The sequence below is a fragment of the Hydrogenophaga aquatica genome (assembly GCF_054780915.1).
This window is the reverse complement of the sequence record NZ_BAAGVK010000018.1, coordinates 40,126-53,602: the sequence shown is the minus strand read 5'-3', so window position 1 is coordinate 53,602 and position 13,477 is coordinate 40,126. Positions and strand designations below refer to the sequence as shown.

The following is a 13,477-nucleotide window of genomic DNA, read 5'->3' as shown; positions in this document are numbered from 1 at the left end:
CACCCTCACTTGCCTTCGAACACCAGCCGGTCGCCCAGTTCACCGCGTGCCAGCCTTTCGTGGTGCAGGTGCACCAGCGGGTCGTCCGGGTAATGCCGGTGCAGGGCGGCAAACAGGTCTGCCGCTTCGTCGCGGCCATCGGCCAAGGCCATGTAGGCGGTCTCGTAGTCCGGCAGCGGCGCGTACCCACCCTCCATCGGCTCCGGCAGCGGCTCGTACACCGCCAGCGCCTCGCTCTTGCCCTTGAGGACCAGGCGCCCCACCGCGCGGGCCTTCACGCCCGTGCAGGCCGATAGCGTCACCCCGGACACGCAAATCAGCGTGCCCAGGTACTTGTTCACGCCCTCCAGCCGGGAAGCGGTGTTGACCGGGTCGCCCAGCGCGCGGTAGTCGAACACCGCACCGCCGCCAAAGTTGCCCACGATCACCTCGCCCGAGTGGATGCCCAGCCGCGTGTGCCCGAAGGGTATGCCCCGCGCTTGCAGGTCGATGGCGTAGCGGCTGGCAAAGGCGTGCATCTCCAGCGCGCAGTCCAGCGCGCGCTGGGCGTGGTCGGGCTGCGGCACGGGCGCCGAGAACATGATTGCGACCGCGTCACCGACGATGCGGTCCAGCGTTCCCTGGTGCCGGAAGGCGATGGCGATCATCTCCTCCAGGTAGCGGTTGAGCAGCACCAGCGCCTCGGCCGGGTCGATCTTCTCCATCAGCGTGGTGAAGCCCGCCAGGTCGGTGAACACGAAGCTGCAGGTCTGGCGCTTGCCGCCCAGCTCCAGCGCGTCCGGGTGGTTCACCAGGTATTCCACCCGGTTGGGCGACACGTAGCGCGAGAAGGCGTCCTTGATCCAGCGCTGCTGGCGTTCGCTCCAGAAGTGCCGGGCCAGACTGGCAGCAACGAAAGACAGGGCCAGCACCAGCGCGGGCGTGAAGCTGTTGACCAGCAGGCCGTGGGCAGAAAAGGCCCACCACCCGCCCCACAGCACGGCCCCCACCAGCAGCGCCGCACCGGCCGCCGCCAGCAGGGCGCTCACGTGTGTGGCCAGCACCACCACGGCCACGCCGCCAGCCACCACCGTCACCACCTCCAGGGCCAGCGCCCAGTGCGGCCGGGTCAGGAAATGCCCGGTCAACGCCTGTTCCAGCGCCTGGGCGTGGGCTTCCACCCCGGGCATCACCCGGCCCAGCGGGTTGAACCGCAAATCCATCAGGCCCTGCGCCGAACTGCCCACCAGCACCAGGTTGCCCGCGAGCAGCGCGGGGTCCACCTCACCGGTCAGCACACGCCAGGCCGGCACGTAGCGCTCCGGCACAGGAGCGCTGTAGTGCACCCACATCTCGCCCTGCGCAGTGGTGGGGATGGTGACATCGCCCACACGCACTTCCTCCAGCGCGGCGGCACCGCCTTCGGCGCTGCGCAAGAGATGGTTGGAAGCCCCCTGCCCGACCCGCAGGGCTTCTGCCGAGAGCGAGGGCACGGGCTGATCGGCCAGACGCAGCACCAGCGGCACGCGGCGCACCACGCCATCAGCATCCGGCACGAAAGTCAGCGCCCCCATGCCCTTGGCGGCGGTATCCAGCACGGGCAGCGGGGGCACCGCCGTCGTGAAGCCGTGCAAGGCGTCCAGAGCCGGTCCGCCACCCACCCACACATGGCGGTACGGCGCACTGGGCAAGCGCTCGCCAGCCTGGGGATCCTGGTCGCGCTGCACCGCAAAACCCAGCACCACGTCGTTCTCGCGCAACGCCGCGGCCAGCACTTCGTCGTGGTCGGGCAAGGCCGCCAGCGCGTCACGGGCGGCTGGTGGCAAGGGCCACAACGCAGACACCGTCCTGGGAGAGGTTCGGTCAGGCTCGGCGAACACCACGTCAAACGCAAGCGCTGCCGCCCCCGCCTCACCCACCCTTTGCACCAGTTCGGCAATGCGCGTGCGCGGCCAGGGCCACTGTCCCAGCCGCTCCAGGCTGGCCTCGTCGATATCAATGATGCGCACGGGGGCCTCGGCGTACGGGCGGGGCTGCCAGCGCTGGTACTGGTCGAACCCCTGGTGCCGCAAGGTCTGCAGCAGCAGCGGGTCGAGCAGCAGCAACAGCAGCCCCAGCCCCACGGAGCCCAGCGCCAGCAGGGCGGCCATGGCGCGCAATGAGAGTTTCTTCATGGAGCCTCCATGGCCCTGCGGCCTGTGAAAAAAATGCGCCTCATTGATTGTGAGTTATGGCTATAAGATGCTACAACCGGGGCAGCATTTCTGAGGGCGCCATGTTCCATTTTCGTTCGATCAAGTTTCAGCACTGGATCGTTGGCCTGGTCAGCAGCCTGGTGGTACTGCTGACTGTAGTGTTCCTCTTTACCGTGCTGGACCAGTTCCGCTCTGCCGCCGAGAACAGCGCGGGCGAAAAATTCACCACCGTCTCCCAGCGCGCCGCCGACCTGCTGCGCCAGCAGCTGCAGGTTCAGGCACAGAGAAGTCTGGCCATCGCGCGGGGCGCGGGCACCGCTTTCTTCGAAGACGGTCAGATACAGGAGCGCAGGGTGTACCCCGCCATGCGGGCCACCCTTGAACAACACCCTGGTGTCTACAGCGAGTACTTCGGCTTTCCCAACGGCGACTTCATCCAGGCCATTGGCGTGCGCGGCGACGCCCAGATCGCGCAAGCCCTGAAAGCCCCTGCCGGAACCCACGTGGCGCTGCGCCGCATCTGGCGCGATGCCAGCGGCGAGCGCCAGGAACACTGGCGCTTTCTCGACCATGCCGACACGCTGCTGGCACAGCGCCTTGGCAGCACCAGCTACCAGCCCACCGAACGCCCCTGGTACAAGGGCGCCCAGGCCACCCCCGGAGCCTTCCTGACCGAGCCCTACGTGTTTGCCTCCACGCAAAGCAGCGGTTTGTCCATTGCCGCCGCGCTGCCCCGCGGGCAGGCCGTCTTCGGCGTGGACATCGACCTGCGCCGCCTGCCCGAAACCCTGGCCACCCTGCCACTCAGCCCCAACGCCTTCATCGCCATTCTGGACAGCCAGCAGCGCTTGCTCGCGGCGGCCGGCCATGGGACGGCGGCCGCCGCGGTACCGGACGACGCACTCATGGCCCTGGCGGAGGTGTCGGACCCCAGACTGCGTGAACTGGCGCAAATGCTGGACCGCCTGCCCGAAGACCGCACCACCGTGGCAGCCCTGCAGGCGCAGCCGCATGTGCTGTCCAACCTGCGGCTGGACATCGGCGCGGGGGCATCTTTCCGCGTGGTCAGCTGGGCCCCGACCAGCGACTTCACCGCCACCGTGGACCAGGCCAGGCGGGACGTCCTGATCGTGTCGGCGCTGCTCCTCGTGCTGCTGGTGCCGCTGGCCCTGCTCGGCACCCGCAGCGTGACCCGTGCGCTGTCCAGCATGGCCGAGGACTCGGAACGGTTGCGCCACCTCGATTTCTCGGCGGAACCCCACACCGTGCACTCCTTCCTGTACGAGATCGACACTCTGGGTGAGGCCCAGGCGATCATGCACCGCTCCGTCAAGGAAAGGGCAGCCGCGCTGGAGGTGGCACAGGCCAAGCTGGCGCAACTGGTGGAAACGGGTATCCAGCTCGGGCGCCAGCAGAACCGGGAAGAGCTGCTCCGACAAGCCTTGTTCGGCGCCCGCGAAATCGCACACTGCCAGGCGGCCACGCTCTTCCTCAAGACCGAGCGCAACACGCTGGCCTTCGCCGTTCGCACGAACGACGACCCCCTGCCCTCGCAGGAACTGCCCCTCTACGACGTCCAGGGCCAGCCCATCCACCGCTACGTGGCCACGCACGTGGTGCTCAGTGGTGAAACCGTCGTCATCGACGATATCTACAAGGAAACGCGCTTCGACGTCAGCGGCACCAAGAAATTCAGCGAGGAATCCGGCATGCGCGTGGTCTCCACGCTCAACGTGCCCATGAAACCGCAGGACGGCAAGGTCATCGGCCTCATCCAGCTCATGAACGCACTGGACCCCAAGACCGGCGAGGTGATTCCGTTCGACCCCGAAATCGTCAGCTTCGTGGAGGCGCTGGCCGCCCAGGCGGCCGTGGCCATCGAGAACCAGAACCTCATCGCGGCACAAAAGGCGCTGATGGACTCGATGATCCAGATCATCGCAGGCGCCATCGACACCAAGAGCCCCTACACCGGCGGCCACTGCGAACGCGTGCCGGAGCTGGCCATCATGCTCGCCGAGAAGGCCTGCGAGGTAAAGAAAGGCCCGCTGGCGGAGTTCGAATTCCGCACCGAGGAGGAGTGGCGGGAGTTCCGCATCGGGGCGTGGCTGCACGACTGCGGCAAGGTCACCACACCGGAATACGTGGTCGACAAGGCCACCAAGCTCGAAACCATCTTCAACCGGATCCATGAAATCCGCACCCGCTTCGAGGTGCTGCTGCGCGACGCCCAGATCGAACGGCTGCAGGCGATACACGAGCGCGGCGAACCGCGTGAGACCGCCGACGCCCGCTTTGAAGCGCGCAAGGCCGGGCTGATCGACGACTTTGCCTTCGTTGCCGAATGCAACCTGGGCGGTGAATTCATGGCGCCGGACCGCATTGAACGCGTGCGGCGCATTGCAGAGCAAACGTGGCTGCGCCACTTCGACGACCGTCTCGGGCTGTCGCACGAAGAGCTCAAGCGGTACGAGGACACGCCCCCCGCACCGCTGCCCGCCACTGAAAAGCTGCTGGCCGACAAGCCCCACCACCTGTTCCAGCGCCCACCCAACAAGGCACTGGACCCCAAGCACGGCTTCAAGCTCAAGGTACCCGAATACCTCTACAACCACGGCGAGGTCTACAACCTCAGCATCGGGCGGGGCACCCTCACCGAAGAAGAGCGCTTCAAGATCAACGAACACATCATCCAGACCATCGTCATGCTGGAGAACATGCCCCTGCCACCCAACCTCAGGCGTGTGCCAGAGTACGCGGGCACCCACCACGAGACGCTCATCGGCACAGGCTATCCGCGCAAGCTCGAAGCCAAGGACCTGTCGGTGCCCTCGCGCATCATGGCCATCGCCGACATCTTCGAGGCGCTCACCGCCAGCGACCGCCCCTACAAGAAAGCCAAGACCTTGTCCGAGTCGATCAAGATCCTTGCCATGTTCAAGAAGGACCAGCACATCGACCCAGACCTGTTCGACCTGTTCCTGCGCTCTGGCGTCTACCAAGCCTACGCCGAAAAATACCTGCACCCCGACCAGATCGATGAAGTGGACGTTTCGGCCTACCTCACCGATCCATCGGCAGGTAAAACACACTGAAGTTGCATTTTCATCAATACGCATGCAACGCAAGTGACCCATGGGCGGAAAACTGGTATTCTCATATCAAATAACCATGGCCAGACACGGGACGGGGGCGCAGCGTGCCCCGCTGGGTGGCCAACACACGACTCTTCGGGGTGACTCAACATGCGACGCCAATTCAAACTGACCGCGCTCGGTCTGCTGATGTTCAGTATCGGGGTGGGAGCCCAGACCCTTCCGGCACCGCTGGTCGAGGCGGCCAAGGCCGCTGTGCAGGCCAGCCCAGACGTGCAGGAACGCTGGAAGGCCTTCAAGGCAACGGAACACGGGGTTGACGCAGCTCGCTCGCGCTGGCTGCCGCAAGCTGATCTGACCGCAGGCGTCGGTCGCCAGTCACGGCGCACGCCCGGCACCGACTTCGGCACCTACCCCATCCGGGGCGCCGAGATCAGCCTGACGCAGCTGTTGTTCGACGGCGGCGTTGCCAGCAGCGCTATCCGGGGAGCAAGCATCGAAAGGCTCGTGGCCTACTACGACCTGGCCAACGTCAGCGAATCCGTCACACTGGGCGTGACACGTGCCTACCTGGACCTGCTGCGCTACCGCGAACTGGTCACCCTGGCCACCGAAAACTACGCGGAACACAAACGCACCAGCGACATGCTGCAGGAACGCGCCGACGCCGCCGTGGCCCGCCGCTCGGACCTGGAGCAAGCCATCGGCCGCCTGGCACAGGCCGAAGCCACGCTGGTGGACGAGACCACCAGCCTGCGCAACGCCGCCGTGCGCTACCAGCGTCTGGTGGGCGTGCTGCCCCCCGCCCAGTTGCCCAGCTGGCCCGAGACACAGAAGTTCGCCCAGCTGCCCGCTTCGGTCGAAGAAACGCTCAAGGCCGGCATCCAGTCCAACCCGGCCCTGCGCGGCGCGCTGCAAAACGTTCGCGCCGCTCAAGAGGCCGTGGCCGGCCGGCAGGCCGCCTACATGCCCCGCGTCGAAGCGCGCCTGTCTGCCAGCACCGACAAGAACCTGAACGGCGTTCGCGGCTACACCGACCAGAAGATCGCCGAAATCGTCCTGCAGCAAAACCTTTACCGCGGCGGGGCAGACGCAGCCCGCCACACCCAGGCCAGCGAACTGGCCGCGCGCGCGCGGGCCCAGTTCGACCAGACCTGCCGCCAGGTGGGTGAAAACCTCTCCGTGGCCTTCAAGGACACCTACACCATCGACGAACAGGTCCGCCTGCTTGACGAACGGCGCCTGGCCACGGAAAAGACCCGCATGGCCTACCGCCAGCAGTTCGATATCGGCCAGCGCACCCTGCTCGACCTGCTGGACACCCAGTCCGAATACTTCGAGAGCCAGCGCAGCTTCACCAACGCCCGCTACGACCAGATGATCGCGGAAGCCCGCACCTTGGCCTCCATGGGCAGGCTGGTGGCACACCTCAGCGCGGGCGCTGCCGACCGGCCCAGCCCGGCAGACCTGGGGCTGGACGCTCCCGAGATGGACCCCTCCGGTGACTGCGCGGTGCCCGTCACCTTCATGGACTCCCTGGCCAACATCAAGGCGGGCCTGCAACTGCCCCAGCGTGCCCGGCCCGACGGCTCCTACGTCGCCCTGCTGCCCAACGCGGACGGCACCGTTGGCAGCGTGGTGGTGGCAGGGAGCCAGGGACAGCAGACCCTGACCGATGCGCGTTCCGCGGCCAGCGTGTCTGGCGCCACGGCGCCCTACAAGGTCACCGACGCCGACATCCAGCGCGACTTTGGCGACGCCCTAAAGGCCCAACCCGCCTTGCCCCAGAAATACACCTTGTATTTCGACAAGGGCACCACCCGCCTGTCCCGGGAAAGCCAGGCGCAATGGCAAAAAGTGCTGGCCGACATCAAGGAACGCAAGACGGTCGACATCACAGTGGCCGGACACGCCGACACCGTCAGCTCCGACCGCATCAACGACGCCCTGTCACGCCGGCGCGCCGAGACCGTCGCCCGCATGCTGCGCGACGCAGGCGTGAACAGCACGGCCATCACCGTTGAAAGCTTTGGCGCCCGCGACCTGCAGGTGCCCACGCCACCGCAGACCAGCGAGCTGCGCAACCGGCGCGCGGTGGTCACCGTGCGCTGAAAGAAAAGGCCCGGGAGACCGGGCCTTTTCACTTTCCGTTGACCCGTCTGGCAGCGGGCCGGCAGCGCTTACTGCCCGACCTTCACGACAAAATGCGTGCCGCGCACACCAATCGTGCCGGTAGGCGTTGCCACCGACACGGCATCGGGCTTGAGCTTGGCGATAGAGCCCGAGACGTAGTTCAGCGTCCCCTTGGCCAGCTTCGAGCCCAGCTTCAACTTGCCCTCGCGCGGCGCGTACAGGTATTCGTCCACCACCAGGGACGTTTCCGGCCCGAAGGACATGACCGTGTCGTCCTTGAAGGTCACGCCCAGGCTGCTCTTGGCCGCCGTCTGCAATTCACTCCCCTGGAACACGGGCGTGCCCATGCTGGCCTTCTGCCGGTTGCCCGTGGTCGTCACGAAGGCGTCCCCGCTGACCGTCTTCACGTAACCGATCGGGCCATCGGTGGCCAGTGCTGCACCCGAAACGATGAAAAAAGGAAGAACAAGCCAGGTTTTTTTGAACATTTTTTTGATCCTAGTCGCGAGACGACTTCATCCCGCGTGACACATGGGGGGTATACGCTCAGTTTTGTCAGAATATCAAAATCTGGACCAAAGGGGAAGGCCCGCGCGGCGCCATCACGCCAACGCCGCGATCCACTGGGTGGAGCTGCGCAGCTTCTGCGCCATGTCCCTGGCCAGGTTCTCCAGCAGAACGATCTTGAGCTGGGGCTCCCTGTCCCAGATCGGGGCCAGCCTGTCCGCCTCGAACACGATGCACCTCACGGGCGTGTCGGCGAACACGGATGCGCTGCGCGTCGTCTGCCCCAACAGCACCATCTCGCCGAAGATCAGCCCCGGCCCCAGGGTGGAGATGCGCTGGTGTGCGCCATCCTCAAGAGGGACCAGGATGCTCACGTTCCCCGACTCGATGAAGAAGATGCGCCCGTCGCCCGCCTGTCCGCTGCGCAGGATCTGCGCGCCTGCCGCGTAATCCTCCCTGTGGCTGACGGCCTCCATGTCGCGCAGCAGCGGTTCAGGCAGCCCCTTGAACAGCACCGCGTCCCGAAGCTCCCCGCTGGCGGGCTGCAGGCGGTTGGCTTCGGCGATGAGGCGGTTTTCGCACCACTCGACGGCCAGGTCGTTGTCCTCGAAACTGAGAAAGCCCCCGTCACGGCGCGCCACGGACTTGCTCAGCGGCCCCACGATACCTGCCCGCCCGTGGATGCGCGAGAACACCACCGCCACGCCTTCCTCGGCCAGCGCCAGGCGCGCCTGGTTCAACAACCGCGCGGCACTGTCGGAGATGCCATCCACCCGGTGCATGTCGAGGATGAAGCTGTTGGCGCCCGGCGCCTCGCGAACAGTGGCGGCATCAGGTGACGTCAGCGACTGCATGCAACGGATGACGTGCTCGATCCCGTCCACCGCCAGGAACCCGTGCAGGCACAGGTATTTGATCCGATGGGCCTGCTCCTTGAGGTAGACCTTGAGTTCCCCGCCTGGCTGGCGCCGCGATGGCGCGTCGGCCCCGGTGTAGATGCGGCCCAGCGCCATGCGCGGGTCGTTGGTGGACGCGAAGATGTTCAGCCCGAAATCCCGGGACAGGCGCTTGCAGACCTCAATGCCGCGCACGCTGTTGCCTTTGGCATCGAGCCGTGGCGAGAAAACCGCAATGCCAAAACGCCCCGGCAGCACCGCCACGATACCGCCGCCCACGCCGCTCTTGGCGGGCATGCCCACCTCCGTCAGCCAGCTGCCCGCAAAGTCGTACATGCCGCAGCTGGCCATCACGCTCAGCACGCGTTCCACGTACTCCGCAGGCACCGCCCGTTCCCCCGTGACCGGATGGATGCCCCGGTTGGCCAGCGTTGCGGCCATGTAGGCCAGGTCCAGGCAACTCACCAGCACCGAGCACTGCCGGAAGTAGTTTTCCAGCGAAGCCATCGGGTCACCTTCGATGATGCCGAAGTTCTTCAACATCCACGCAATGCCCCGGTTGCGAAAACCCGTATCGCTCTCTGACTGGTAGACCTGCTCGTCCACCCCCAGCGGTCGCCCGGCAAACATGGACAGCGCCTGGTGAATGCGCTCCCACTGCGCCTGCACGCCGTCGCCGCTGACCAGGCTGGTCGTCGCAATCGCACCAGCATTGATCATCGGGTTCAGCGGCGCACCGGTCTGGGGATGCAGGCTGATCGAGTTGAAGGCATCCCCACTCGGTTCCACCCCCACCTTGGCGCTGACCTGGTCCTGCCCCCTGTCGGCCAGCGCTGTGGCGTAGACGAAGGCCTTCGAGATGGACTGGATGGTGAAGGGTTGATCGCTGTCCCCCACGGCGTAGGCCACACCATCAGCGGTGACAAGGCAGATGGCGAACTGGTCTGGATCGACCCTGGCCAACTCCGGGATGTAACTGGCCAGCGAACCGCCGCGCATGGGCTTGAGTTGTTCGTGCAGTTTTTCCAAATAGCTCTGGATGGGCGAGTGCATGGCGGCGATACCTCACGGGGTTTCGCCATTTCTAGCACTCTCCGTGCCAACTGCCAGGCTAACGCGGTGCGCAGAGATCGAACACCTGGCCAGCCTCCAGCCAGACGATGTTGTACCGGTCCTCCAGCCCCAGTTCCGACAACTCCATCTCGATGAGGGCGTGTTCGGCGGGCTTGGTGTGGGTGATGCCGACCGGCACCCCGGCAAACCGCTCAGCATCAAAGTGTGCGAGCGCTTCGCTCAGCAGGCTGGGGCTCAGGTGCTTGCTTCGCAACGCCAGGTCCAGCTCGCGCTCGCTGAATGCCGTCTCGATCACCAGCATCGCCACCTGCATCTGGTTGACTCGCGTCCAGAATGCGGGGCACAGACTGGTGTCGCCGCTGAACACCCATTGCCCGGCCGGTGTATCCACGGCATACCCCACGGCGGGCACGGTGTGCAAGGCGGGCAGCACCTCCACCTGGTGGCCCGACACATTCACCACGTCGCCGATCTGCAGGGGCTCGAAACGCAGAAAGGGGTTCTCACGCGAAGGAATCGCGGAGAAGTCTGGCCAGATGGTGCTGTTGAAGATGTGCGTGCGCAACGCTTCGATCGTCTCGGGCAGGGCATGTGCCACCAGCGGGCGCTGGATCAGCCCGGAGATCGTGTCCAGCATCAGCGGCAGGGCCGCCACATGGTCCAGGTGCGAGTGGGTCAGAAAGACGTGCTCGATGCGCGCCATTTCCTCCACCGACAAGTCACCCACGCCCGTGCCTGCATCGATGAGGATGTGTTCATCCAGCAGGAACGACGTGGTTCGCGCATGCTGGGCAATGGCACCGGAACAACCAAGGATCTTGATCTGCATGCGCGACCCTCCCACGAGGGAGTCAACAATCGGATATGACAATGTTAGCGAATTCTGGGCAACTGGCACGCACCATCTGCACAGAATGCTCCGCAGGTAACCGGCCGTTACAGTTTGACCGTGGACAACAGCAGGCTGGTCTCGGTGTTGGAGATGCCCTCCAGCAAGCGGATGCGCCCGAGCACCTGGTCAAAGTGCTCCAGCGAATCTGCCACAAGTTCGGCCACGATGTCCCAACGGCCGTTGGTGGTGTGCAAGGCACCCACGGCCGGGTCGCCACGCAGGGCCTTGAGCACCAGATCGGTGCGGTTGCCCTCCACGGCCACCGTCATCCACGCGCGGATGCGCTGGGCCTGCACCTGGGGCTTGAGCCGCACCGTGTAACCCACGATGGTGCCATCGGCTTCCAGCTTGTTCAGGCGGTTTTGCACCGTGCCACGCGACACCTTCAACCGCTGCGCCAGTGTGGCCACAGGCAGGCGCGCGTTGTCACGCAGTTCGGCAATCAGTTGGCGGTCCAGGTCGTCCATTTGGTCACTTAGCTACTTAAGACTGCCATTTTGCTGCTTATTGCCCAAGAATTGCACAGTTTTCTGTCTTTTCATTGGCGCCACGGTCCCAGACAATGCCTTCAGGCCTTCGCACATGAAGGCAAACACGGCCTTTGGCCAAAGATTCGGAGAACAACCATGGTCAACTATCTGGGCGTCAACAGCGTGCGCCAGCTGGTCGCGCAGGTGGGCTTTGCCCCCTTCCTGGAGCGCCTGGTGCGCGAGATGGAGGCCGACTACCGACGCTGGGACGCGTTCGACAAGTCCGCCCGCCACGCCATACACTCCAACGTGGGCGTGATCGAACTCATGCCCACCAGCGACGGGCACATGTACTGCTTCAAATACGTCAACGGCCACCCCAAGAACACCGCCGAAGGCCTGCTCACGGTCACGGCGTTCGGGGTGCTGGCCGACGTGGATACCGGCTACCCGCTGCTGGTGTCGGAACTCACGCTCACCACCGCCCTGCGCACCGCCGCCATGTCGGTGCTGGCGGCACGCCACCTGGCCCGCCCTGGCAGCCGTTCCATGGCCCTCATTGGCAACGGTGCACAAAGCGAGTTCCAGGCACTGGCTTTCCACCACCTCATGGGCATCAACGAGCTGCGCTTGTTCGACACCGACGCACGCGCCACCGACAAGCTGGCCCGCAACCTGCAGGCGCTGAACCTGCCCGGACTGACCGTGGTGCGCTGCCGCGACACCGCAGAGGCCGTGCGCGGTGCCGATATCGTCACCACCGTCACCGCCGACAAGCGCAACGCCACCATCCTGCTGCCGGGCATGATCGAGCCCGGGATGCACATCAACGCCGTGGGCGGCGACTGCCCGGGCAAAACCGAGCTGCACCCTGAGATCCTGCTGCGCGGCGACACGCGAGTGGTGGTGGAGTTTGAACCCCAGTCCCGCATCGAAGGCGAGATCCAGCAGATGGCGCAGGATTTCCCCGTGACCGAGTTCGCCAGCATCCTGCAGGGCCGCGCGCCGGCACGCACCCATGAACATGAAGTCACGGTGTTCGACTCCGTGGGCTTTGCGCTGGAGGACTTTTCTGCCCTGCGGACGCTGTACGCGCTGCTGCAGGAACACCCGCGCCTGGCGCAGACCATCGACCTGATCCCGCAGATGCAAGATCCGAAAGACCTCTTTGGCCTGCTGAGCGGGCAAGCTGCCACCACGGGTTTGGCGCAGGCGGTGCCCGCATGAGCGCCGCGCCGGGCCGCCGCAGGCAAGCTCGCTCCCGCTCGGCGGGACAGGCCGCAGGCCGAAGGGTGCACCAATGAGCGCACAGCCACCCACCATTGCCCGGCTGATAGGCGCCCCCACCGATGTGGGCGCTGGCACACGCGGTGCGTCCATGGGCCCAGAAGCTCTGCGCGTGGCGGGCCTCAAGGCCGCGCTGGAAGGACACGGACTGGTGGTGCACGACAGCGGCAACCTGGCTGGCCCGCCCAACCCCTGGCAGCCACCGGTGGAAGGCTACCGCCACCTGGACGAGGTGGTCGCGTGGAACAACGCCGTTTTCGGGGCTGTTCAAAACGCGCTGGACGCAGGCCACATGCCCATCCTGCTGGGCGGCGACCACAGCCTGGGCCTGGGCAGCATTGCTGCCGTGGCCGAGCACTGCCGCCGCACCGGCAAGGAGCTGCGCGTGCTCTGGCTCGACGCCCATGCCGACTTCAACACCAGCTCGCTCACGCCCAGCGGCAACATCCATGGCATGCCGGTGGCATGCCTGTGCGGCTTCGGGCCGCGCCAGCTCACCCACATTGCCGGGCACGCCCCCGCGCTGCAACCTGGGCAAATCCGCCAGATCGGCATCCGCAGCGTGGACGAAGGCGAAAAACGCTTCGTGCACGAACAGGGGCTGGAAGTGTTCGACATGCGCTACATCGACGAAGTGGGCATGCGCCAGACCATGGAGCGCGCCCTGGCCGGGCTGGACGCCGACACCCACCTGCACGTGAGCTTCGACGTCGACTTCCTCGACCCCGAGATCGCCCCCGGCGTGGGCACCACCGTACCCGGCGGCCCCACCTACCGCGAAGCGCAGCTGTGCATGGAGATGATCGCCGACACCGGCCGCCTGGCCAGCCTGGACGTGATGGAACTCAACCCCGCGCTGGACGTGCGCAACAAGACTGCACAGCTGGCGGTGGACCTGATCGAGAGCCTGTTCGGCAAGAGCACGCTGATGCGGCAGCGGGCGGGGTGA

9 protein-coding genes are annotated in these 13,477 nt (G+C 65.8%); 4 read left to right on the top strand and 5 right to left on the bottom strand.

What is annotated here, in order from left to right; translation table 11 throughout:
* Positions 1-5: 5 nt before the first annotated feature.
* Complete coding sequence (locus ACYVHH_RS14195; protein WP_460565844.1) at positions 6-2,153, bottom strand: CHASE2 domain-containing protein; 2,148 nt, start codon at positions 2,151-2,153, stop codon at positions 6-8.
* Between the two features lie 101 nt (positions 2,154-2,254).
* Here ACYVHH_RS14195 and ACYVHH_RS14190 point away from each other — a divergent pair, with 101 nt between their 5' ends.
* Entirely contained in the window at positions 2,255-5,269 is a 3,015-nt protein-coding gene (locus tag ACYVHH_RS14190) for an HD domain-containing phosphohydrolase (RefSeq protein ID WP_460565843.1), read from the top strand.
* A 150-nt stretch (positions 5,270-5,419) separates the two neighbouring features.
* Complete coding sequence (locus ACYVHH_RS14185; protein ID WP_460565842.1) at positions 5,420-7,381, top strand: TolC family outer membrane protein; 1,962 nt, start codon at positions 5,420-5,422, stop codon at positions 7,379-7,381.
* 68 nt (positions 7,382-7,449) lie between these two features.
* On the opposite strand, the gene ACYVHH_RS14180 is transcribed toward ACYVHH_RS14185, so the two are convergent.
* The 4 genes from ACYVHH_RS14180 to ACYVHH_RS14165 form a co-directional block, all read right to left on the bottom strand.
* On the bottom strand, positions 7,450-7,890 hold the full coding sequence (locus ACYVHH_RS14180; protein WP_460565841.1) for a FecR family protein: 441 nt from the start codon (positions 7,888-7,890) through the stop codon (positions 7,450-7,452).
* Positions 7,891-8,004: 114 nt separating this feature from the next.
* A complete protein-coding gene (glsA, locus tag ACYVHH_RS14175) occupies positions 8,005-9,858 on the bottom strand; it encodes a glutaminase A (RefSeq protein WP_460565840.1) in 1,854 nt (617 codons plus the stop codon).
* A gap of 58 nt (positions 9,859-9,916) precedes the next feature.
* A complete protein-coding gene (locus ACYVHH_RS14170; RefSeq protein WP_460565839.1) occupies positions 9,917-10,708 on the bottom strand; it encodes an MBL fold metallo-hydrolase in 792 nt (263 codons plus the stop codon).
* 107 nt (positions 10,709-10,815) lie between these two features.
* Positions 10,816-11,238 carry an Lrp/AsnC family transcriptional regulator gene (locus ACYVHH_RS14165; protein WP_460565838.1) on the bottom strand — a complete coding sequence of 141 codons (423 nt, stop codon included), beginning with the start codon at positions 11,236-11,238 and terminating at the stop codon, positions 10,816-10,818.
* A gap of 159 nt (positions 11,239-11,397) precedes the next feature.
* Here ACYVHH_RS14165 and ACYVHH_RS14160 point away from each other — a divergent pair, with 159 nt between their 5' ends.
* The gene (locus ACYVHH_RS14160) at positions 11,398-12,468 is read left to right on the top strand and encodes an ornithine cyclodeaminase (protein ID WP_460565837.1); all 1,071 of its coding nucleotides are present in this window, start codon (positions 11,398-11,400) and stop codon (positions 12,466-12,468) included.
* A 73-nt stretch (positions 12,469-12,541) separates the two neighbouring features.
* Positions 12,542-13,477 (top strand): arginase, encoded by a 936-nt coding sequence (gene rocF, locus ACYVHH_RS14155; protein WP_460565836.1) that lies wholly within the window; start codon positions 12,542-12,544, stop codon positions 13,475-13,477.

Bases quoted from the DNA above. Each gene is read 5' to 3' on its own strand.
- ACYVHH_RS14190 (WP_460565843.1), top strand. From the start codon at position 2,255: ATGTTCCATTTTCGTTCGATCAAGTTTCAGCACTGGATCGTTGGCCTG.
- ACYVHH_RS14195 (WP_460565844.1), bottom strand. From the start codon at position 2,153: ATGAAGAAACTCTCATTGCGCGCCATGGCCGCCCTGCTGGCGCTGGGC.
- rocF (WP_460565836.1), top strand. From the start codon at position 12,542: ATGAGCGCACAGCCACCCACCATTGCCCGGCTGATAGGCGCCCCCACC.
- ACYVHH_RS14170 (WP_460565839.1), bottom strand. From the start codon at position 10,708: ATGCAGATCAAGATCCTTGGTTGTTCCGGTGCCATTGCCCAGCATGCG.
- ACYVHH_RS14160 (WP_460565837.1), top strand. From the start codon at position 11,398: ATGGTCAACTATCTGGGCGTCAACAGCGTGCGCCAGCTGGTCGCGCAG.
- ACYVHH_RS14180 (WP_460565841.1), bottom strand. From the start codon at position 7,890: ATGTTCAAAAAAACCTGGCTTGTTCTTCCTTTTTTCATCGTTTCGGGT.
- ACYVHH_RS14165 (WP_460565838.1), bottom strand. From the start codon at position 11,238: ATGGACGACCTGGACCGCCAACTGATTGCCGAACTGCGTGACAACGCG.
- ACYVHH_RS14185 (WP_460565842.1), top strand. From the start codon at position 5,420: ATGCGACGCCAATTCAAACTGACCGCGCTCGGTCTGCTGATGTTCAGT.
- glsA (WP_460565840.1), bottom strand. From the start codon at position 9,858: ATGCACTCGCCCATCCAGAGCTATTTGGAAAAACTGCACGAACAACTC.